We start from the raw sequence: 19,268 nt of genomic DNA, 5'->3' as shown, positions 1-19,268 counted from the left end.
CGGCGGTCTCGCGGCAGGCACCGATTTTCGTTGGGGCGGCTAGCCGGTTTGGACGAATTCTCCGGACCGGGCACGTCCGGCGTGACCGTGGGCTCGGCGTCGGTTCGGGGGAATGCGCAGGGCTCAGCTCGTTGCTTTCCCGGCAATGGACGGTCTCCGCGACTCGCGGTTCCGCACCTCGTCCCTACCTCGAGTCAGGAATCGGCAAACCCGTGCGGTCAAAGGAGGTTCACGGACGCGGCCGTGGCGAGGGACGGCGGTTCCGGCGCGAAAGCTCGTCCGCGACGATGGCGTCCACCCGGGCGCTGGCTCTTTCCAAGGTGCGAAACCCCCGGTACCCCGCCAGCGCCAGCCCGGCCGCGACGACGACCGCGAGCGAGACCATCGCTCCGTGGGCGAGCAGTACGTCGCGGTATTGGCGAGCCAGGTAGCCCAGCGCGAGCCCGGCGGCGAGCGAGTCGAGAAGCGCGAGCGGAACCCGTCGTCCGGCGGCCATGGCTGCCTCCTCCCCGGGGCTGACCTCTGCAATCTAGACGAACCGGGTGGCCGGGGACCGCACTCGGACCCGATCGGCCTACGCCATCGGCCAAGGCGGCCATTGTGATAAGTTGAAACGAACTGGGGATGATGTGCGTATGCGAACGCGCCGTCCTCGAAGGGCCGGTAGCTCAGTTGGTTAGAGCAGGGGACTCATAATCCCTTGGCCGTCGGTTCGAGCCCGACCCGGCCCACTTTTTCGTCTCAAATTATGCCCCTGACCTGGGCGGATTTCCCGAAAAAACGATCTTGAAACCCTGGTCGGCCAGAAGGTCGGAGACGAGCACAGCGCTTGTAACCCAAGGGATCTTTTGAGTAACACTGTTTTCATGACCGCCGTTGAGGCACCTGTGGAGGTGCTGGAGCCCGATGACATCCGGGAGCTCGTCTCGGACTGGAGAACGCATCTGAGGGCCAAGAACCGCGCCGACTCCACGATCGCCGCGTACCTGGAGAGCGTCGCCATGCTGGTCGACTACCTCGACGACGAAGAGCTGTCGATGGTGGCGACGGAGGTGGGGCGCCGGGAATTGGAGCGGTATTTCGAGTACCTCCGGCAACGTCCTAATTTTCGCACCGGAGCGTCTCTTGCGCACAGCTACATCGCCAAGCAGTACCGGCATTTGCAGCAGTTCTACCGATGGCTCGACGACGTCGAAGAGATCATCGACAATTCGCCGTTTTACAAAATGGAGGTCCCGCAGGTTCCGGACGGGTCGCCGGACGTGTTGCGCGACGCCGAATTGAAGGCGCTGCTAGCCACCACTGCGGTGTGCGGGTGGGCGAATTGGCCCCGTTGCGGGTGGCGGACCCGGTGGAGCAGGAGCGTGGGAGCTTCGACGTCGATGTCATCAGTGTTGTGGGGAAGGGTCGTCGTCCGCGCGACGTGCCGTTCAACGCGGTCAGAGCGGAAGCGCTCCTGCGCTACATCCGCGCACGCGCACGTCATCCGTACGGAAGGCGCACTGCGGCGGCTCGGCTCTTCCGCTCCGGTCCGATGGCCGAGAGGGGCATCCGGGCGATGCTCAGCCGAAGGGCCGAACAAGCCGGAATTGGCCCGGTGTTTCCGTATCTGTCCCGGCATGCCTGGGTGCACCGATGCAAGTTGGCGGGCCAGCCCGCCGCGTTACTAGTCGTGTGGCCCACCGACAGCAGCGCAGAGTGGAACAGGTTGTCGCACAGGCGATTCGCGAACGCAGCGTTCCCTAATGCAGGAGGTAAGCGGCAGACGAGTGTGTTGGTCGTGCGCCACTGGGCGTGCGGTCACGGTCTCGCCGCCGCGTTGCGCGGCTCGGGGCGCCGATGACGGGTGCCGGCTCCCGTCATTACGATCATCGATGATGGTCACCATGGATTTGGTCTGGCTCGACGCGACAGAGCTGGCGCGCCTGATAGCTGTCGGCGAGGTTACCGCGGTCGAGGTCGTGCAGGCGCATCTGGATCGCATCGAGGCGCTGGGGGAGCGGGTCAACGCGTTCGTCACTGTGCTGGGCGAGCAGGCTCTCGCAGCTGCCGCTCGCCCGCATGCCGGGCCGCTGGGTGGCGTGCCGTTCACGATCAAGGACTCGTTCGACACCGAGGGTGTCCGGACCACCCGGGGATCGTCGTTGTTCGCCGATCATGTGCCGGAGGCCGACGCCACCGCCGTGGCGCGGCTGCGGGCTGCGGGCGGCATCCCGTTGGCGAAGACCAACCTGCCCGAGATGTCGTACTGGACCGAGACCGACAACCTGCTCGCCGGCCGGTCGCTCAACCCTTACGACCCCGAGCGCACCCCCGGCGGCTCCAGCGGCGGCGAGTCCGCGGCCATCGCGGCGGGTCTGTCGCCGCTCGGCCTGGGCAGCGACGTCGCGATCTCCGTGCGCGGACCGGCCCACGACACCGGCATCGCCTCGATCAAACCCACCCACGGCCGGGTGCCGTGCACCGGTCATTTCCCGCACGTACTGCGGCGGTGGTGGCACACCGGCCCGATGGCGCGCAGCGTGCGCGACCTGCGCCTGGCGCTGTCCCTGTTGGAAGGCCCCGACAGGCGGGACCCCTACGCGGTCGCCGTTCCCGCCGCCGCCCGGCCCGGCGGGCCCGTCCGGATCGGCTGGACCACCGACGCGTTCGGCCCGATCGACCCCGAGGTGGCCGGCACGGTGACCGCGGCGGCCACGGCCTTGTCGGGCCTCGGTTTCCCGGTCGAGCAGGTCGGCATCCCGTGGCTCGCCGAGCACGACTGCACGCGGATTTCTGCGACGCTGTTCACCGCCGAGATGCTGCCCTACCTGCGCGGCATCACCGCCGGCCGGGAGGCGGAGTTGCACCCGGTGATCGCGCGGACGCTCCAGGCGCCCGACGTCACGATCGCCGACTACCTCGCCGCCGAGCGCGAGGTGGAACAGCTGAGGTCGGTGTTCGCGGGCTGGTTCCAGGACTACGACGTGCTCGTCTGCCCGGTCGTGCCGATCCCGGCGCCGCCGCATGCGCAATCCAGTTACGTTGTCGGCGGGAAGAAAGTACCGGCTCGCAACGTCATGCGGGCGACGGTGCCCTTCAACCTCACCGGCCTGCCCGCCGTCTCGCTGCCGTTCGGGACGACCGCGAGCGGCCTGCCCATCGGCGTCCAGCTCGTCGGCACCTGGTGGGCCGACCACGACCTCCTCGCACTGGCCGAACGACTCGAATCGGTCAGCCCGGTCCGCGACCGTCGCCCGCCGCTCCAGCCCTAATGTGCCGTCCCGGCTAGCCAGATCCCGGCAGACGTCTCCCAGCCGTGTCTTGATCAAGACGGGAAGCGGACGTTCCGGTCGTCGTCATCATCGATCCGGACGGCAGGTCTGGGACACGTTCTCCCGGCGGATCGCCTGCTGTTATTGGCCCACCGGCAACAACCGACGAACACAGCTGTCGTCGAGGGCGATCGAGCGGAGGGTGACGTCAGCACGTTCCGTGCGGGAGAACTCGGCGTAGGACGAGTCGTGCCTGCGCGCGAGCTGCTGCATCTCGTAGGCGTTGCGGTAGATGAACTTCATCCGCCGGAACACCGGACGATCCAGCGCCTCGCGACCGAACAGGGCGTCGCGCCCGAGCGCGGCCTGCGGGTCACCGCCCGCGACGGCTCCGCGGACCCGGTGACCTCGACGGCCGCGCCCTGGTCGTCGCCGAACACGGCGGTTTCGCCGTGCACTGAAGCCCGAACCGCTGGCGCGGCAGACCTCGGGGTGGCGAGTCGCCGAGGGCGTTTCGCGTCGCCGGCTCCGGGGCACCCGGGCGAGCGGAGGTGGTGGGATGTCCTCGAAGGACCGGCTGGCCGAGTACCGCGCCAAGCGAGACCGGCGCCGGACACCCGAGCCGCGCGGGGGCCGCGGGAACACCGAGCCGGTGTTCGTCGTGCAGCGGCACGACGCGAGCAGCCTGCACTTCGACTTCCGCTTGGAGATCGGCGGTGTCCTCGTCTCGTGGTCGGTGCCGAAAGGCCCGTCGCTGAACCCCGCCGACCGGCGGCTCGCGATCCGGACCGAGGACCACCCGCTCGACTACGCACGCTTCGAGGGCGCCATTCCCGCCGGCGAGTACGGCGGCGGCACCGTGATCGTGTGGGACACCGGCACATTCGACGTGCTCACCGACGACTCCGCCGAACAAGCCCTCCAAGACGGCCACCTCAAGGTCGGCCTGCGCGGTGAGAAGCTGCGCGGCGCCTTCTCCCTGATCCGCCGCCGTTCGTCCGGCCAGGAGCAGTGGCTGCTGGTCAAAAAGGACGACGAGGGAGCCGACAGGCGCCGCAAACCCGCGAAAACACAGCTCGAATCCGTGCTCACCGGTCGCACCAACCGGGACCTCGCATGACGCGAATGTCTGGTCCCGGCTGGAGCGAGCCGACCCTCGCGACGCTCACCGACCGCCGCTTCTCCGACGAGGGCTGGATTTACGAGCGCAAGCTCGACGGCGTGCGCGCCCTCTGCGTGCGCGACGGCGGGACGCCCACGCTGTACTCCCGCAACGGCAACGTGATGGACAACGCGTACCCCGAAATCGTGGAAGCCCTTGCCGCGCAGGGCGGCCCTCGGTTCGTCGCGGACGGGGAGATCGTGGCGTTCGACGGCGACCAGACCAGTTTCACCGCGCTGCAGCCGCGCATCCACCTCACCGATCCGGTGCGCGCCCGCGCGACCGGCGTGCGCGTCTACTACTACCTATTCGACCTCCTCTATTACGACGAGCAAGACACCACGCCGCTCCCGCTGCGCCAGCGAAAGTCGATCCTGCGCGACGCTTTCGTCTTCGACGATCCGCTCCGGCTGTCGGCGCATCGCAACACCGAGGGGGAGAAATTCTTCGAGGAAGCGTGCCGTCGCGGCTGGGAGGGAGTCATCGCGAAACGCGCCGACGCGCCGTACCGCCACGGCCGCTCGCCGGACTGGCTGAAGTTCAAGTGCCAGCAAGGGCAGGAGATGGTGATCGGCGGGTTCACCGCCCCGAAGGGCAGCCGCCTAGGCTTCGGCGCGTTGTTGCTGGGCTACCACGAGAACGGGCAGCTGCGGTACGCGGGCAAGGTCGGCACCGGCTTCGACCACCACCTGCTGACCTCGCTGCGGGCCGAGCTGGTCCGGCGCGAAGCCGACCGCTCACCGTTCGCCGATCCGGTGCACGAGCCGGGTGCGCGCTGGGTGCGGCCCGAACTGGTCGCCCAGATCGGCTTTTCCGAATGGACGCGCGACGGCCGGTTGCGCCACCCGCGGTTCAGCGGCCTGCGCGAGGACAAGAAACCGTCCGACGTGATCCGGGAGCGCCCGTGAAGATTTCTCATCCCGACAAGGTTTTCTACCCCGGCGACGGGCTCACGAAGGGGGACGTCGTCGAGCACTACCGCACGGTCGCGTCCCCGATGCTGCCGCACCTGCGCGGCCGTCCGCTCACGCTGCGGCGGTATCCGGACGGCATCGAGGCCGAGGGCTGGTTCCAGAAGCATCCGAGCGAGCACTTCCCGTCGTGGCTGCGCACCGCGCGCGTGCCGCGCCGGGGCGGCGGCACCGACGAGTACGTCGTGTGCGACGACGAGGATTCCCTGCTGTACCTGGCCAGCCAGGCCACCGTGGAATTCCACGTCTGGCTGTCCACTATGGACGCACCGGACAAGCCGGACCTGCTGGTGCTCGACCTGGACCCGCCGGAGGGCACCGACGTCGCCGACCTGCGCACCGCGGCGCGCCGCATCCGCGACCACTACGCCGAAGCCGGACTCGTCGCGTACCTGCAGGCCACCGGAGGCCGCGGCTTCCACGTGGTGGCCCCCCTCGACGCCACGGCCAGCACGGACGTAGTCCTGAAACTTTCGCGAGCCCTGGCGGACCGTGTCGCGTCGGCAGACCCGGACCGCCTGACCACCGCTCAGCGCAAGGACCAGCGTGGCGACCGCGTCTTCGTCGACGCGAATCGCAACGGCTACGCACAGACGTTTGTGGCCCCGTACTCGCTGCGCGCTCGCCCCGGCGCGGCCTCGGCGACGCCGTTGGACTGGGCGGAACTCGGCAAAGCCGACTCGAACGGCTGGGGGCCGGCCAAGCTGGCGCGGCGGCTGGCACGCAAGGACGACCCATGGCGGGGAATGCGGGAGGACGCCGGGTCTGCGGAGAAGGCGTTGAAGGCGCTCGCCTGAGGCCCAGCGCTCAGCCCGCCGAGTCCGCCACCGGCCATCCGGCTCGTGACCTGGCGGAGGTTTGGACCCGCGACGAACGGGTATCGCGGGGAAATGCGACCGGGCGAGACGGAAACCATGCCGGAAACCGCCGGTGCGGTCCGGACGATCGGATTGCGCGTCGACGGGACCGAGCATCGGCTGACCGTGGACCCGCGCCGCACGCTGCTGGACCTGCTGCGTGAGCAGATCGGCGACTACAGCGCCAAGAAGGGCTGCGACCACGGCCAGTGCGGGACGTGCACGGTTCTGCTCGACGGTCGCAGAGTGCTGTCCTGCCTGACGCTCGCGCTGTCCTGTGACGGCATGGAGGTGACGACGGCCGCCGGCCTGGCCGAGGACGGCGAGCTGCATTCGCTGCAGCAGTCGTTCCTGGACCACGACGCGTTCCAATGCGGCTACTGCACGCCGGGCCAGATCTGTTCGGCTGCGGGGTTGCTGGCCGAGTTCGGCGATGGCGTGCCCAGCCGCGTCACCAAGCCGGAGAACAGCGATGAAGCCGTTCGCCTACGGCAAACCGGCGACGATGGCGGAGGCGGTGCTGGCAGTGGCGGCAGATCCGTCCGCGATGTTCCTCGCCGACGGGCCGGCCCAGCCGTGTTCGGCCCGGTTCGACGCGTGCCGCACGCCTATCGAGCGTCGTTCTGGTGCGGTAGGTGACAGTTGCCCGCATCGGCGTCCGGTGAGGCTCGCCAATGTTCGCGCGTGCCGGGCCGGTGCGCAGTTCGCTCGGGCATGGCCCGGGCGGGTGCCGGATCGTCGCTTCTCGGTGTCCGCGCGGGCTATCCGGTCAGGTCGGAGATGGCGGTTGTCGTCCAGGCCAGTGCACGCTGCGCGGGTGACAGGTCGGCGGGACCGTTTTCCGCGGCTTGGTGCGAGTTGTGGATCTGTTCCCACGTCGGCTTCATCGAGTCGACGCTGTCGGCAGCGAGCTGCGTGACGCGGTGGCAGGTGACGCGGACTCGTTCGACCAGGTTTTCGGTTCGGTCCCAGTCCGCGAGCCGCGACGCGCGGTTGTCCGGTGCGACGAGATAGCCCGTGGTGAGCTGGCTGATCGTCCCGCGGAGGTCGATGATCGCCTCGATGCAGGCCTTGGCGCGGTCGCGGTCCTGTGCGTCCGCGTCCAGTTTGATCGGGAGCCACCAGCCGACCGCGGCGGCGACGATGGCGGTGAGGAGGCTGCTCAGCGAAATGAACAGGTCTCGGCGTCGGGTGCGCGCTGATCCGGTCAGCGGGAACTCCTTTGGGCGGGCGGTTTGGGACCGGTCAGCAGTTGCGGGTGAGTTCGAGCGTCAACGGCTGCGTCTTCGCCCCGTTCGCGGTTTCCGCGACAGCTTTACCGGAGAGCCGGGTGGTGCCGCATGCGAAGACCTCGGACTTCGCGGCTTGCATGGTTATTCTCAGGTACGCGCCGCCGCCGGGAGAATACGAGCCGATATTGATCCCGTCGTGCGTGATTTCGTCGCTTTCGACGGGTGTCCATTCATTGTTCGTCGACGTCGCGGAGAGCGCTGTTGTTCCCGCGACGTAGCCGAAATCGGGCGGAAGGACGTATTTGACGACCACGTCGTTCTGGACGGTGCTGCCGGTGTTCGAGTACTTGATCTTGATGTCGACCTTGTCCTCGGGTTCGACGGCCAGCGCGTACTGGTACTGGGCCGTGCCGCTGTGGGCGGCCAGCTGGCTGATCGTGAAGTTCGGCTGGTCGGCGACGAACTCGAAACGGACTTCGGCGTGGCAGTCGGAGTCGCCGGTGAGATTGCCGGTCGGGCCGTCGCAGCCGATGAGGACGCCGGGGTCGGAGAAGAGATCTCCGGCCGGCAGGGCGACACCGGCTGGGGTGCGGCCGGTGTAGAGCCGGGCGGAATCGGGCACGATGCGGAGCGCGACCGGTCCGGCCTCGGAAGTGGTGACCACCAACGATCTCCAGACCGCGGGCGGCTCGGCGTCGGCGGACGTCGCGATGGCCGAGACGCGCTCGCGGCCGGCCACGGTCGCCGGCAGTTGAGCCGCGACTCTGGTTCCGCGGCTGGTCCGGCCTGGCGCGTCATTGTGTATCTCGATGCGCGCTTGGTACCGGCCGCCGGCTTTCAACGGGAGCGGCTGTTCGGAACTCCAGTCGTTGTGCCCGGCCTCGCGGAGGGCGAGAAAACTTCGTTCGTCGCCCGAAACCGGGTCGTCGGTGACCGAGTTGAGGACGGCTCGGGAGGGCGGGCTGCGGTGGGAGAAGAGGGTCCGGTCCGGCCCCCAGCCTCCCTCCGCCATGCTGAGGTCGACTGGCCGGCGGGACGTGCTTGTCGCCTGCGGATCTCCTGCCGAGCACGCGATCAAGGTGCTCGTGAGGAGTGCCGCCAGCGCGAGCTTCGCGCAAGCCCCGCGGTGGCTCCAGTTGTCGGCTGCGGCACGGGAAGCCTGACGGTGCACGGCACCTCCTGTTCTGCGTGAGGATCGATGAGGCGGTGCGCGCTGTTACATCTGCTCGCCGTGGCGGGCGCTCCGACGACCCTGGCGCAGGTGTGAACGTATGTTTATAGTAGTAAACATGAGTTCACTCCCGGATGATCGGACCGCGAAGGCGAGGATCCGCGACGAGGCGTTGCGGCTGTTCGGCGAGCGGGGTCCGGATGCGGTGACGATCCGGGACGTCGCGGCGGCGGCGGCGGTCTCGCCGGCGCTGGTGATCCGCCACTACGGTTCCAAGAGCGGCCTTCGGGAGGCGGTCGACGAGCACGTGGTTCGGGTTTTCGCGGCGATGCTTGCCAAGGCCACCGCATCGGGCGGGGACGGCCCGTTCGATCCGGGCGCGGTGCCGAGCCTGGCCGAAGCGGTGGCCGGCGCTCTTCCGGTGGGTTCTGCCGTTCCGGGGTACCTGGGGTGGCTGCTTCTCGGCGGCGGGCCGGCCGCGTCCGCGCTGTTCGGCGAGCTTTACGCGCTGAGCCGGGACGTGCTCGCGGACATGGCGGCTGCCGGCACTGCGGACGTTGGGGCGGATCCCGAGGTGCGGGCGGCGTTCCTGCTCGTCAACGACCTCGCCGTGCTGATCTTGCGCGACCGGCTGGGCGAGGTGCTCGACGTCGATCCGCTGTCGGCCGACGGGATGCGCCGCTGGGGCGCCGAAGTGTTCGCGGTCTACCGCAACGGGCTCGGCGATCCCGCGGCCGGACCGAACTGACAGTCGACAACGAATCGAGGCGGGCACATGTCCGACGCCACTCCGTCCTCCGAGTCCGGCGCGGCCGGGCGCACCGGCGCGCGGCTGCTGCGCAACCGGCGGCTCATGCGGGCGCCGATCTGGCTTTACCGCGCGCGGCTGGGGTTCCTGCTCGGGTCCAGGCTGCTCCTGCTCGAACATACCGGCCGCAAAACCGGTGCCCGGCGCTACGTCGTGCTGGAAGTGATCGGGCACCCGCACCGGGACGCCTACATAGTGGCGTCCGGTTTCGGCGATCGGGCGCAGTGGTATCGCAACGTCGTCGCGCAGCCGCGGGTGCGGGTGGCCAGCGGCGCGCGGGGCTTGTCCGCGGCGACGGCCCGCCGACTGTCCACTGTGGAAGCAGACGCCGCGCTCGCCGGCTATGTGCGCAAGCACCCGCGAGCGTGGCGCCGGTTCAAGGCAGTGCTGGAGAACACGCTGGGCACGGCGGTCAGCGAGCGGGACACTGCACTGCCGATGGTCGAGCTGCGCCTGGACGGAGCCGGCACGTGAAGGCCGTGGTGTGCGGCGCCGGAATCGCAGGTCCCACGCAGTTGTAAACGATGTATGACTAGATAATCGACTTCCTATGGTTGTTCGATCGCCAATGTCCGCAGGCTCGGGCGCTCGGCGGCTGGGTTTCCGCCAGTGCGCCGGCGCGGACGCGTTGCCCGGGTCGCGGCTCAGGCACCGGGGAGCGGTGCCTGCTCGGCGCCGAACCGCGAGCTTCGGGCTGGTGATGCTCGGGGTGTCGCTGATGGATCGTTGTCGCATAGGGATACCAGGGAGTCGACTGTCCATTATGGACGAGACGTCGACTGCTGATCGCGCAAGCTGAGCCAGAGCCCGTGTTCGTGGCCGACGACAGATGTCGTGCTCGCGCAGCACGACTCGGCGTAGGACGTCCTGCTGGACCTGACCAGGCGACGCCACGACCGACCCGGGCCCGGACGGCCGTGCTCTCGCCGACCCCGGATCGCGGGTGTATCCCGATTGATCCGATACCAGCGATCTCGGCGGGTAGTTTGTTGCTGCCCGTGGCCACGACCACAACTAGCAGGCGCGTTCCGGTGCGCGGTCCCAGGCGGCTGGGAAGCCGCCCGTCCATCCGCGCCGTCCTCACCCGGAGCCGGTGCAGGAGTCCTCTGGTGAGCGCTCGGCCTCAGGGAGCGGCGCGCTCAGCCAGTCCACGCCGGACCCCTCAGCTCCACCTTGTTCCGGATCACGAACTGCTCGGTGACCTGGCGGATCGGGTACTCGACCCTGGCCGAGCCGCTCGTTGGGACCACGCCCCTTGGCTGTCCTCAGACTGCCGGTGCGGTGCCGCCGATCTCCGCGGTCAGGAGCTCCGCTTCCTCGGCGGCGACCGTGGCCTGCACCTTCTCTGGGGCGAGCGCTGAATTGACCGCCCAATAGAAGATGACCAGCGCGAAGACGACGACCGTGACGAGGTCCCACCATTCCGGGAGTATGTTGCGCGGGGCCACGTTCTGCGCGTACCGCCCCAGGAAGCCGATGATCGCGGAACCGACGAGCCAGGGGATGACCCAGACCGCGGCCTTGAGCTCCAACGGGCGTCGCTTCTCGGCGGGGGCGGTGGCGTAGCTGATCGCGAAGATCAGGAGGCCGACGAGGACGGCGGCGAGGATCTTCCACGTCGTGTCGTAGCCGCCCCAGTAGATGATCAGGTTGGCGCTGACGAACCCGATCGGGGCGAGGACCTTCGCGTAGGGCGTGCGGTAGGGGCGCGGGCGGCTGAGGTCGCGCTTGCGGAGCGCGGCCAGGGAGACCGGGGCGAACGCGTACATCACCGCTGTCGCCGAGGTTACCACGTTGACCAGCTCCTGCCAGCTCGGGAAGGGCAGGAAGGAGAACTCGCCGACGATGAAGGCGAGGATGATCGACCAAAGCGGGACGCCGCGAACGTTGACCCTGCCGAAGATGCCGGGCAGCAGCCGGTCGCGCCCGAGCGCGTAGGTCAGGCGGGCCGACGTCGCCACGTAGACGAGGCCGGTGCCGGCGGGGGAGACGAACGCGTCGGCGTACAGGACGTAGGCGAGCCAGCCGGCGCCAGCCGCGAAAGCGAGCGTCGCGTACGGGCCGAAGTCGCCCTTTTCGATCGGGTTGGCCCAGCCCTGGATCAGGTTGTGCGGGTCGATGCTGCCGATGAAAGCGATTTCTAGCAAGATGTAGACCAGCGCGCCAACAGCCATCGCGGTCAGCACCGCGCGGGAGAGGTCGCGTTTCGGGTTCTTTGCCTCGCCGCCGAGCTGGATGGCTTGTTCGAAGCCCTGCAGGGCGAATACGACGCCGACCGGCAACGCCGCGAAGATTCCGTGCGCCCCGTACGGCGCGAAACCACCGCCCGCCGCGAAGTTGCCGGCGTGGAAGCTCGTCGGGATCAGTACGAACACGGTGACCAGCGGGACCGCGGTCTTCCACAACACCGCGTAGGAGTTGCTCTCCGACATCAGCTTCACACCGACGATGTTGATCAGCGTGAAGACCACCATCAGCAGGCTGGCCCAACCGAACCCGCTTGCGGTGAGCGTGCCGTCATCGGGGTGGAGGAGGTTCAGGTTGTCCTTGACCCACGCGATGTTGTTCAAGTACTCCAGACTCGCTTCGACCTCGATCGGCGCGATGGCCACGGCCTGCAGCCACGCGGACCAGCCGGCGACGAACCCGGTGACCGTGCCGTAGGCGAACAGCGGGAACCGCGCCGTGCCGCCGGCGACCGGATAGGCGGCACCGAGCTCGGCGTGGATCAGCGCCAGCACGGCGAGCATCGCCGCGGCCAGCAGCCACGAAATGATCGACGCCGGGCCGGCGACCTTGGCCGCCTTGAGCGCACCCAGCAGCCAGCCCGAGCCGATGATCGAGCCGAGGGAAATGAACGTCAACCCGTAGAAGCCGACCGCTCGTTTCAGCTGTCCGGTGCCTTCGTTCGAGGCCACGACGGTTCGCGAGGAAGCCATGCACACTCCTGTCTGCGAAATCCGGATTTCTCCGGGGGTCCTCCGGCTGCGTTGCGGAGCACTATGGCGCACGCGCGCTCGGAACCAAACCGCCGTGGTGGGAAAGATTCAATACTTAAGGTCGACTTAACATCAGACGCGGAAATTCTTCGCTTATCGGGGCCGCCGACGGGATGCGAATACGCATTCTGGGCAATGTGCGGAAAAAGTGTTCAAGCGGCAGGAAGCGGACATTGTGGAATGGGAAAGGTTGCGGCTTAGCGGGTCGCGCTCCGGGGTTGCGTATTTCGTGAGTGGCTGCACGCGCGACGGGAGTGGTTCTCCGGCATGGGAGTCCGGTCCTATGTAGACACTCGGTGGGAATTCGGCCGTCAGCGGCTCCCGCCGAGGTCCTGGACGACTCATTCACGGCAGTGCGGCGAGGCGGGCTCACTTCGACTGAGCCGACGCTCTCCCGGGCATGCCGCGGCGCGCCCGTCAGCGTTATCCACAGGCGCGCGGCGGCGTGGACTTCGGGAAGCTGCGCGATCAGGTAGCGGACGCAGCGCTCGAGCTTGACCCGTCGCAGGCGGGCGGCTTAAGCGGCGGCGGAATTGCCGCGTCTGCTGCATCACGCGATGGGCCGCTGGACGACCGCCGGGTGCGTCCGCCGACTCGGCGATGCTGGCCTGGTAATCGCGGAAATCCGCGACTTCGACCAGGTCCGCCGCGCGGCGGACCTGGTCGAAGACGGGCTGCTGGTGGATGAGATCGCCGAGAACGGCCAGCCGTTCCAGGTGCCAGGGATGCCGTTTTCGAGGAGCGAGTAGTCAGCCCTCGCGCATCGCGGGGTGCCGGTGGTGGGAGAGCGCTCGGAGCAGGTGCGTGCGTCCGTTTGGGGGCAAGGGAAATGACTGTGTTCCGCGGGTTGCCGTCGGGGTCCCGGGTGGCCGGTCCGCCCGCCATGTGGCTCGGACGGACGTGCTCGCAGAGGCCGTCGCTGTCGGCCGCGCCCGCTCCGGGCAGCACGGCGCTCACCACGTCCTGGACGAACTGGCGGTCGAGTTCACGATGGGCGAACAGCGCGCGGAGGACCACGGGTGCGCCGAACAGGTCCATGAGCAGATCGAGGTCGAGCCCGGAGCGGATCTCGCCGCGAGCCTCGGCCTTGAGCAGTGATTTGCCGCGCCCGCCGTCCGAGGTTGCCATCCAACGGAAGCACTGCGGCACCAGCCATTTCGAGAGCGGATCGAGAATTACCCGTGGGATCGACGATTGGCATTGATCTGCTCGTGGTGGGCCATCGCCCACTCGGCGAGCGCCATCACGTGCGGCACCAGCGTCCGCCCCAGCTCGGTCACTTCGTACTCGACTCGCGGCGGCACCTCGGCATAGGCGGTGCGCACGACCAGGCCGTCCTCGACCAGGCGTTTGAGGGTCAGCGTCAGCATCCGTTGCGAAATACCGGCAGCGGCCTCGTGCAACTCGCCGAATCGCAGCGGGCCGGAACGCAGGGTGCCGATCACCAGCAGGCTCCACTTGTCGCCGATCCGGTCGAGCACCTCGCGGACCGCGCCGCCGTCCGGAATCCGCGGTGGCTGGTCGATCCTGCGTGTGACCTTCGCCATACCTGAGTCTCCTTACTGGACACATACATTGATGTGCCTTTTGTGGCCGACCCTGTGCGAACAGATCATCAGGTTACGCACAAGTGGTAAGGATTGGGGAATACGGTGAACATCGCACTGTGGATCGCCCAGGGACTGCTCGCACTGATTTACCTCGCAGCGGGCGGGCTCAAGGTCGTGCGGCCGCGCGAGCAGCTGGTCGCGTCGGGCAACTTCGACTGGATGAAGGACTCATCGGAAGCCGGCGTGAAGGCGGTCGGCCTGGTGGAGATTCTCGGTGCGCTCGGCGTGGTCCTGCCCTGGCTGACCGGGATCGCGCCGATCCTCACCCCGATCGCCGCGGTCGGCCTCGTCGTGGTGCAGATCTGCGCTTTCCGAGTGCACCTCGTCCGCGGCGAACGCCAACCGTTGCCCGCCAACGTGCTCCTGCTGCTGCTGGCCGCTTTCGCAGCAGTCGGCCGGTTCCCGGGCTGACCGGTCGTTCAGCGCGTCGCCTTGGTTCCGCTTCGCTGACTGTGCTGGCTGGCCGGCCGGTCGTTGCGGGTCGCCGCGGGCGGGGGCGGCGGGCAGTCCCTGCTGCCGCAGGAGGTTCTGCTGCCGTGCCGTGCGGCCGCAACTGGGCGGCCAGCGTGACGCGGTCGGTTCTGACAGTCTTTGACTTTCCCGGTGCCACACCCCGCGGGAACACGAGCTGGCCTCTGGCCTGGTGTTCAGAGAATGCCGGGCCAGAGTGCAGTTTGAGGGTTCTGCCTCGCCGAAGGTGTCGGTTTGTGGCCACTCTGTGCGGCGGCTTCCGGCTCGTGGGACTCCTGCTCTCGCGCGAGAGCGATGAAATGCGCTTCACCGCTCTGTGCGGTGGTCGCGCGCGGCGATGAGGGGGTGGTCGGTGCCCGGTTCGAGTCCCAGGGTGAAAACGTCGGCGTTGATGTCGCGGAAGCTCCGACGGTCGGCGGGAAGTTCCTCGTCGAAGAAGATCGCGCCTTGTGGGCACACGGATTCGCAGGCCCCGCAGTCGATGCAGTCGTCCGGGTTGATGTAGAGCATTCGCTCGCCCTGTTGGATGCAGTCGACCGGACACTGGTCCAGGCAGCTGCGGTCCATGAGGTCGAGGCAGCCCTCGGTGATCACGTAGGTCATGTCCGTCCTCCTTCGGAGCCGATCTCGACCAGGCGGTCCAGATCGTCGATCTTGGTTCGAGTGCGGCCGGTTTGCCTGCCGAGCGAGATCTCGGCCTGGTCGATCGCCAGCCAACCGGGCCAGGTGACGACTCGGGCGGCATTCGCGGCGAGGACCGTGTCGATGTCCGGTGTCCGAGAGTCCACGGGCAGGTCGGCGAGAAGGCCCGCCACGGTCTCGATGGCACAAGCCTTGTTCGTGCCGATCACGCCCGACGGCCCGCGTTTGGCCCAGCCGGTGGTGTACAGACCCGGGCCGATGCGGCCACGCACATGCGGGATGTGGCCGAGCCGGTCATCGAAGGGCACGCCGTCCAGCGGGTCGCCGCGGTAGCCGATCGCGCTGACGACGAGATCAGCGGGGACACGTTCACCACCACGCAAGAGAACGGACTCAACGCGGCTGGCTCCGGTCAGTGCTTCCGGTGCCTGCCGGAAACGGAAGGCCAGGCTGCGCCGCGCGCCGGTACGGGAGCGGGTGCTCCACCGCCGGAATGTCTCGACGCGGGCGGCAACGGTCCGGTCCGTTTCGCACCGCGAACGGTCATCGTCGGTCAGCATGAGTTCGCCAGGGTCGACGACGATGTCGAGGTCCGGCAGCTTGTCCAGCTCGGTCAGTTCCGCCGGGGTGAACTTCGTGTCGGCCGCCCCGCCGCGAACGAGCACCCGCACGTCGCGAACGGGATTTCGGTTGAGCGCTTGCAGAACCATGTCGGTGACATCGGTGTGGGCGAGTCCGCGGCCTCCCCGGAGCAGGACGCGGGCGATGTCGAGTGCGACATTGCCGGCTCCGATGACGACGACCCGTTCGGCGCAGTCGGCCTTGCGAGCCGCAGGTCGGCTGTTGTACCAGTCGACCAGCATGCTCGCGCTGACATGACCGGGCAGTTCTTCGCCCGGAACACCCAGCCGCCGGGCGCACGGCGCGCCGGTGGCGAGCAGCACGGCGGCGTACTCGCGTTGGAGGTCGTCCAGCGTCAGGTCCTGGCCGAGCGCGACGTTTCCCCGAAACGTCACAGCGGGGTGCGACATCGTCTTGTGCAGAGTGCGCACCACGGATTTGATCTTCAGATGGTCCGGGGCGACTCCGTAACGGACGAGACCGAACGGTGTCGGGTTGCGGTCGAAGACGTCGACTCGGACGTCGGCGCGCTCGGTCAGCGCCGCAGTGGCGAAGATACCGGACGGCCCGGCACCAACGACGGCGACATGCGTCATGTCGAACTCCCTGGCGTCGTGAGGTCACCGGCTTCCGGATCGGACGACCACCTGTGCAGTGACGGGTCGAGCAGTTTGCGCAGTAGGGATTCCGGTGCCCAGGCAAGCGTTTCGAGCAGCAGGGCATCGAAATACGCGGTGTGGCCGGTGTTGTTGTCCATAACACGCAGGCGGGTGTCGTGGGCCTCGTGATCGATCGACACGGTCACCGACGCGAACTCGTTCGCGATGACGTGCATACTCGGCTCCAGCTCAGATGAGGAACGACATGGTCGGGATGGGCTGGTCGCGGTTGACCAGCATGACTACCTTGCGGGACATCCGGATACAGCCACCCGCTCTGGTCAGCGTGTGCCGGACGGTCCCGGCCCAGGTCGTGAGACCGCGGCTGCGGGATTCGACCGCGATGAACGTGGCGTTGGTTTCGACGCCGTGCTCGTCGGCGCCGACCACTTCTACATTGGAGATCAGGTGGGCGACGCTGCTCGCCGGGTCCTGTGAGTGCCGTTTTCCGGTCTTGAGCTGAGCGACCCGTAGTGCGATTCGTGAGCGGTGGTCGTAAATCACGGAGATGTGACTGTCCGGATCGGACACCGAATCAGCGCCGGCCGGTACCCAGTAGAGGGCGTCGTCGGTCCAGAGCGCTTCCCACTCGTCGTAGCGGCACGCGTCCGCGAGGCGCGCTTCGGCGTAGAGGAATCGTTCCGCCTCTTGGAGAGTGATCGCGCCGGTCGTGGTGGACGCCGTCATGCCTGCTCGCCTTCCGTCAGCATTTGCTTGATATGGCGCCAGATACCGCGTTGCGTCGTCTCGTCCGTCGCCGCGCCGGCGAGGTGCCCCTCGGCGTCGATCCGTTCGCGATGCAGACCGCGCCGGAGAACAAGCCACTCCGGCGCCCGGCTCGCCACGCCACGCTGGTTGCGCTCGTACATCTCGGAATCGTCGGCGAGCAGGAACCCGGCGGGCCCCACGGAACCGCTGACCTGGTGGAGAAGCCGCTTGTTGAGATCCGGGGCGCCTTTGAACTGCAGCGGCGTCACATGCTGAATCGTGTGATCGACCGCGATCGGCTGGATGACGAACATCTGGATCTCGGCGATGAACAGGTTCGGAAAGATCATCACGTGTGGTGACCCATCGACCAGGATCTCCCGGGCGGCGGTGTCACCGTGCACCGCCCGCATGATGCGTACGTAGTCGGGGAGGCGGTCCTCGGTCGTGCCGAACCAGCCCAACGGTACGTCCTCGGCGCGAAACTGCGGCCGGAGGTCGTGTTCGGTGTGCCCGCCGCCGAGGTCTCGCGCCGTGGCGGCGGACTTCTCGCTGTACATCGCGGCCACGTGGCTCTGGCCGACTTCGAAGATCGAGGCGTGCACGAACTGGGGGTGGTAGCCGTCGGTTTCGTTCTCCACCAGCATTTTCCAGTTGGCCTGCACCTGGTGCTGCAGCCAGCCGGCGGTCAGCTGCACCTCGTTTTCGGGAGAGAGGCGAACTACGCGGTCGAGGACATCGGTCGCGGCGCCGAGGTGCTCGCGCAGGGTCGGGCCATCGGCGGCGAAGCTGCCGAAAACGAAACCCCGGTAGGAGTCGACTCTGGCGACCCGGCCGAGCCCGAGTGCCGCCTTTGCCTCGTTGCCGTCGTAGCCCTGGCGGAAGGGGTAGCCGAGCAGGGACCCATCGGTGCCGAAGGTCCAGCCGTGGTACTGGCATCGCAGCGCGCCGGTGTTGCCCCGTGCGGCCTCGCACAGCTGATTGGCCCGATGGCTGCACCGATTGAGCAGCAAATGGATGGTGCCGTGCCGGTCGCGGGTCATGATGATCGACTGCGGTCCCATGCTCTTGACCACGTAGTCGTTCGGCTCGGGCACTTCGCTTTCGTGCCCGACATAGACCCAGGTCCGGTACCAGATCCGCGCGAGCTCGTCGGCGAAGATCCGGGGGTCGGTGTAGAGCGACCCGTGGACCCGGTCGGCCTGGATGAGTCGTGCGTAGTCCGGGCGTCCGACGGTGCGCGCGGTCATCAGCATCTCCTTTGAGCGGTGCCGGAAGGGCATCACCAAGGCGTGGACATCGGGTGTCCGACGTAGCCTCAGCCGCTCATATAATTACCGAACGATCGGTTCATTTCAAGGGGTAAGCAACAGATCGGCCGCCGAACGCGGGCAGGGTGCTCAGCGGGTCAGGCGGTGGGCTCGACCGCGGGGGTCGCCACGGGGGAGTCGAAGATCAGGTGTTCGACGGCGTCGGTCAACTGCTCCGCCGTGACGCGCCCGGTCGGCCGGTACCACTCGACCACCGAAACGGCTGCACCCAGTGCGAGCCGGGAGAACAGGACCGGCTCCATGGTCAGCCGCAGGTCGCCATCGCGGACGGCTTGCTCGACGAGGCCGGTCATGGCCTGGTCGAACTGCTTTCGGCGGCGCATCGCGCGCTCTTCGGCGGCCGTGTTGCCGTGGGCCCGAACCAGGAGCGCGACCTCGGGAAGCCGTGCGGCGATGATCTTCACCATCTGCCGGATGATGTGCCGTACCCGGCTCGCGGCCGATCCCGTCAGCGCCTCTGGTTCCTTGAGTACGCCGAACAGGGCGTCCAGTGCGCGACTGACGCCGAGCTCGAACAGCTCCTCCTTGGAGCTGACGTGGTGGTAGAAGCTCGATTTCGTGATGCCGGCGGCCTTCGCGAGGTCGCCCATCGAGGTCGCGTCATAGCCGCGCTCCAGGAAGACGTCCACCGCGACATCGACGATCTGGTCGGTGCGGAACGGCGGGCGGACGGAGTTGCTGACGCGCGCCAACGCTTACCTCCTCGAACGGCGCCGACAGGGTCCGGCACTCACTCGTCAACGATAGTCGTGTGCCTCGATTCCGCGTTGAG

At 68.0% G+C, this 19,268-nt stretch carries 22 protein-coding genes and 1 tRNA gene; 11 read left to right on the top strand and 12 right to left on the bottom strand.

Annotation, left to right across the window (positions count from 1 at the left end):
* Window positions 1–229: 229 nt before the first annotated feature.
* The gene (locus AMYBE_RS0118370; protein WP_020660858.1) at window positions 230–496 is read right to left on the bottom strand and encodes a hypothetical protein; all 267 of its coding nucleotides are present in this window, start codon (window positions 494–496) and stop codon (window positions 230–232) included.
* A 161-nt stretch (window positions 497–657) separates the two neighbouring features.
* Here AMYBE_RS0118370 and AMYBE_RS0118365 point away from each other — a divergent pair.
* The 3 genes from AMYBE_RS0118365 (at window position 658) to AMYBE_RS0118355 (ending at window position 3,254) form a co-directional block, all read left to right on the top strand.
* A tRNA-Ile gene (locus AMYBE_RS0118365) sits at window positions 658–731 on the top strand.
* Window positions 732–866: 135 nt separating this feature from the next.
* Window positions 867–1,670, top strand: coding sequence for a phage integrase N-terminal SAM-like domain-containing protein (locus tag AMYBE_RS0118360; RefSeq protein ID WP_027927779.1), 804 nt, complete (start codon window positions 867–869; stop codon window positions 1,668–1,670).
* Window positions 1,671–1,886: 216 nt separating this feature from the next.
* Window positions 1,887–3,254 (top strand): amidase, encoded by a 1,368-nt coding sequence (locus AMYBE_RS0118355; RefSeq protein WP_245573215.1) that lies wholly within the window; start codon window positions 1,887–1,889, stop codon window positions 3,252–3,254.
* A 141-nt stretch (window positions 3,255–3,395) separates the two neighbouring features.
* Here the strand turns inward: AMYBE_RS0118355 and AMYBE_RS44945 are convergent, their stop codons facing one another.
* Window positions 3,396–3,557 carry a hypothetical protein gene (locus AMYBE_RS44945; protein WP_154676240.1) on the bottom strand — a complete coding sequence of 54 codons (162 nt, stop codon included), beginning with the start codon at window positions 3,555–3,557 and terminating at the stop codon, window positions 3,396–3,398.
* A gap of 256 nt (window positions 3,558–3,813) precedes the next feature.
* Here AMYBE_RS44945 and AMYBE_RS0118340 point away from each other — a divergent pair, with 256 nt between their 5' ends.
* The 4 genes from AMYBE_RS0118340 (at window position 3,814) to AMYBE_RS0118325 (ending at window position 6,883) form a co-directional block, all read left to right on the top strand.
* Window positions 3,814–4,374, top strand: a complete 561-nt coding sequence (locus AMYBE_RS0118340) for a DNA polymerase ligase N-terminal domain-containing protein (RefSeq protein ID WP_020660854.1) — start codon at window positions 3,814–3,816, stop codon at window positions 4,372–4,374.
* Window positions 4,375–4,379: 5 nt separating this feature from the next.
* Window positions 4,380–5,324: a non-homologous end-joining DNA ligase gene (gene ligD / locus AMYBE_RS0118335; protein ID WP_020660853.1), complete on the top strand. Its 945-nt coding sequence runs from the start codon at window positions 4,380–4,382 to the stop codon at window positions 5,322–5,324.
* Window positions 5,321–6,184, top strand: coding sequence for a non-homologous end-joining DNA ligase (gene ligD / locus AMYBE_RS0118330; RefSeq protein ID WP_020660852.1), 864 nt, complete (start codon window positions 5,321–5,323; stop codon window positions 6,182–6,184). Before ligD (AMYBE_RS0118335) ends, ligD (AMYBE_RS0118330) begins: the two co-directional genes overlap by 4 nt.
* Before the next feature lie 93 nt (window positions 6,185–6,277).
* Entirely contained in the window at window positions 6,278–6,883 is a 606-nt protein-coding gene (locus AMYBE_RS0118325) for a (2Fe-2S)-binding protein (RefSeq protein WP_020660851.1), read from the top strand.
* A 122-nt stretch (window positions 6,884–7,005) separates the two neighbouring features.
* Here AMYBE_RS0118325 and AMYBE_RS46655 read toward each other — a convergent pair whose 3' ends face one another.
* Window positions 7,006–7,131, bottom strand: coding sequence for a hypothetical protein (locus AMYBE_RS46655; RefSeq protein WP_020660850.1), 126 nt, complete (start codon window positions 7,129–7,131; stop codon window positions 7,006–7,008).
* Between the two features lie 358 nt (window positions 7,132–7,489).
* Window positions 7,490–8,647 carry a hypothetical protein gene (locus AMYBE_RS0118320; protein ID WP_020660849.1) on the bottom strand — a complete coding sequence of 386 codons (1,158 nt, stop codon included), beginning with the start codon at window positions 8,645–8,647 and terminating at the stop codon, window positions 7,490–7,492.
* A 118-nt stretch (window positions 8,648–8,765) separates the two neighbouring features.
* On the opposite strand from AMYBE_RS0118320, the gene AMYBE_RS0118315 reads away from it, so the two are divergent.
* Window positions 8,766–9,395 (top strand): TetR/AcrR family transcriptional regulator, encoded by a 630-nt coding sequence (locus tag AMYBE_RS0118315; protein WP_020660848.1) that lies wholly within the window; start codon window positions 8,766–8,768, stop codon window positions 9,393–9,395.
* A gap of 27 nt (window positions 9,396–9,422) precedes the next feature.
* Entirely contained in the window at window positions 9,423–9,929 is a 507-nt protein-coding gene (locus tag AMYBE_RS0118310) for a nitroreductase family deazaflavin-dependent oxidoreductase (protein ID WP_020660847.1), read from the top strand.
* Between the two features lie 791 nt (window positions 9,930–10,720).
* On the opposite strand, the gene AMYBE_RS0118300 is transcribed toward AMYBE_RS0118310, so the two are convergent.
* Entirely contained in the window at window positions 10,721–12,394 is a 1,674-nt protein-coding gene (locus tag AMYBE_RS0118300) for an APC family permease (protein ID WP_020660845.1), read from the bottom strand.
* 617 nt (window positions 12,395–13,011) lie between these two features.
* Here AMYBE_RS0118300 and AMYBE_RS46200 point away from each other — a divergent pair.
* Complete coding sequence (locus AMYBE_RS46200) at window positions 13,012–13,203, top strand: hypothetical protein (RefSeq protein ID WP_020660844.1); 192 nt, start codon at window positions 13,012–13,014, stop codon at window positions 13,201–13,203.
* 426 nt (window positions 13,204–13,629) lie between these two features.
* Here the strand turns inward: AMYBE_RS46200 and AMYBE_RS0118285 are convergent, their stop codons facing one another.
* Window positions 13,630–14,001 carry a winged helix-turn-helix transcriptional regulator gene (locus tag AMYBE_RS0118285; RefSeq protein WP_020660842.1) on the bottom strand — a complete coding sequence of 124 codons (372 nt, stop codon included), beginning with the start codon at window positions 13,999–14,001 and terminating at the stop codon, window positions 13,630–13,632.
* A 105-nt stretch (window positions 14,002–14,106) separates the two neighbouring features.
* On the opposite strand from AMYBE_RS0118285, the gene AMYBE_RS0118280 reads away from it, so the two are divergent.
* Window positions 14,107–14,475 (top strand): DoxX family protein, encoded by a 369-nt coding sequence (locus AMYBE_RS0118280; protein ID WP_020660841.1) that lies wholly within the window; start codon window positions 14,107–14,109, stop codon window positions 14,473–14,475.
* Between the two features lie 366 nt (window positions 14,476–14,841).
* Here AMYBE_RS0118280 and AMYBE_RS0118275 read toward each other — a convergent pair whose 3' ends face one another.
* The 6 genes from AMYBE_RS0118275 to AMYBE_RS0118250 all read right to left on the bottom strand — a co-directional run bounded on the left by AMYBE_RS0118275 (window position 14,842) and on the right by AMYBE_RS0118250 (window position 19,188).
* Complete coding sequence (locus tag AMYBE_RS0118275) at window positions 14,842–15,138, bottom strand: 4Fe-4S dicluster domain-containing protein (RefSeq protein ID WP_020660840.1); 297 nt, start codon at window positions 15,136–15,138, stop codon at window positions 14,842–14,844.
* Window positions 15,135–16,394: an FAD-dependent oxidoreductase gene (locus AMYBE_RS0118270; RefSeq protein WP_020660839.1), complete on the bottom strand. Its 1,260-nt coding sequence runs from the start codon at window positions 16,392–16,394 to the stop codon at window positions 15,135–15,137. Before AMYBE_RS0118270 ends, AMYBE_RS0118275 begins: the two co-directional genes overlap by 4 nt.
* Window positions 16,391–16,633 (bottom strand): hypothetical protein, encoded by a 243-nt coding sequence (locus AMYBE_RS41920; RefSeq protein WP_020660838.1) that lies wholly within the window; start codon window positions 16,631–16,633, stop codon window positions 16,391–16,393. The genes AMYBE_RS0118270 and AMYBE_RS41920 overlap by 4 nt, the downstream gene beginning before the upstream one ends.
* Window positions 16,634–16,646: 13 nt before the next feature.
* The gene (locus AMYBE_RS0118260; protein WP_020660837.1) at window positions 16,647–17,144 is read right to left on the bottom strand and encodes an aromatic-ring-hydroxylating dioxygenase subunit beta; all 498 of its coding nucleotides are present in this window, start codon (window positions 17,142–17,144) and stop codon (window positions 16,647–16,649) included.
* Window positions 17,141–18,415, bottom strand: a complete 1,275-nt coding sequence (locus AMYBE_RS0118255; RefSeq protein WP_027927775.1) for an aromatic ring-hydroxylating oxygenase subunit alpha — start codon at window positions 18,413–18,415, stop codon at window positions 17,141–17,143. The genes AMYBE_RS0118260 and AMYBE_RS0118255 overlap by 4 nt, the downstream gene beginning before the upstream one ends.
* Window positions 18,416–18,573: 158 nt before the next feature.
* A complete protein-coding gene (locus tag AMYBE_RS0118250) occupies window positions 18,574–19,188 on the bottom strand; it encodes a TetR/AcrR family transcriptional regulator (protein ID WP_020660835.1) in 615 nt (204 codons plus the stop codon).
* Window positions 19,189–19,268 lie beyond the last annotated feature (80 nt).

Origin of the sequence: Amycolatopsis benzoatilytica AK 16/65 (assembly GCF_000383915.1) — a bacterium.
Classification (GTDB): domain Bacteria; phylum Actinomycetota; class Actinomycetes; order Mycobacteriales; family Pseudonocardiaceae; genus Amycolatopsis; species Amycolatopsis benzoatilytica.
This window is presented reverse-complemented; position numbering and strand designations above follow the sequence as displayed.

Bases quoted from the DNA above. Each gene is read 5' to 3' on its own strand.
- AMYBE_RS0118370 (WP_020660858.1), bottom strand. From the start codon at position 496: ATGGCCGCCGGACGACGGGTTCCGCTCGCGCTTCTCGACTCGCTCGCC.
- AMYBE_RS0118360 (WP_027927779.1), top strand. From the start codon at position 867: ATGACCGCCGTTGAGGCACCTGTGGAGGTGCTGGAGCCCGATGACATC.
- AMYBE_RS0118355 (WP_245573215.1), top strand. From the start codon at position 1,887: ATGGATTTGGTCTGGCTCGACGCGACAGAGCTGGCGCGCCTGATAGCT.
- AMYBE_RS44945 (WP_154676240.1), bottom strand. From the start codon at position 3,557: ATGAAGTTCATCTACCGCAACGCCTACGAGATGCAGCAGCTCGCGCGC.
- AMYBE_RS0118340 (WP_020660854.1), top strand. From the start codon at position 3,814: ATGTCCTCGAAGGACCGGCTGGCCGAGTACCGCGCCAAGCGAGACCGG.
- ligD (WP_020660853.1), top strand. From the start codon at position 4,380: ATGTCTGGTCCCGGCTGGAGCGAGCCGACCCTCGCGACGCTCACCGAC.
- AMYBE_RS0118325 (WP_020660851.1), top strand. From the start codon at position 6,278: ATGCGACCGGGCGAGACGGAAACCATGCCGGAAACCGCCGGTGCGGTC.
- AMYBE_RS46655 (WP_020660850.1), bottom strand. From the start codon at position 7,131: ATGAAGCCGACGTGGGAACAGATCCACAACTCGCACCAAGCCGCGGAA.
- AMYBE_RS0118315 (WP_020660848.1), top strand. From the start codon at position 8,766: ATGAGTTCACTCCCGGATGATCGGACCGCGAAGGCGAGGATCCGCGAC.
- AMYBE_RS0118310 (WP_020660847.1), top strand. From the start codon at position 9,423: ATGTCCGACGCCACTCCGTCCTCCGAGTCCGGCGCGGCCGGGCGCACC.
- AMYBE_RS0118300 (WP_020660845.1), bottom strand. From the start codon at position 12,394: ATGGCTTCCTCGCGAACCGTCGTGGCCTCGAACGAAGGCACCGGACAG.
- AMYBE_RS46200 (WP_020660844.1), top strand. From the start codon at position 13,012: ATGGGCCGCTGGACGACCGCCGGGTGCGTCCGCCGACTCGGCGATGCT.
- AMYBE_RS0118285 (WP_020660842.1), bottom strand. From the start codon at position 14,001: ATGGCGAAGGTCACACGCAGGATCGACCAGCCACCGCGGATTCCGGAC.
- AMYBE_RS0118275 (WP_020660840.1), bottom strand. From the start codon at position 15,138: ATGACCTACGTGATCACCGAGGGCTGCCTCGACCTCATGGACCGCAGC.
- AMYBE_RS0118270 (WP_020660839.1), bottom strand. From the start codon at position 16,394: ATGACGCATGTCGCCGTCGTTGGTGCCGGGCCGTCCGGTATCTTCGCC.
- AMYBE_RS41920 (WP_020660838.1), bottom strand. From the start codon at position 16,633: ATGCACGTCATCGCGAACGAGTTCGCGTCGGTGACCGTGTCGATCGAT.
- AMYBE_RS0118260 (WP_020660837.1), bottom strand. From the start codon at position 17,144: ATGACGGCGTCCACCACGACCGGCGCGATCACTCTCCAAGAGGCGGAA.
- AMYBE_RS0118255 (WP_027927775.1), bottom strand. From the start codon at position 18,415: ATGACCGCGCGCACCGTCGGACGCCCGGACTACGCACGACTCATCCAG.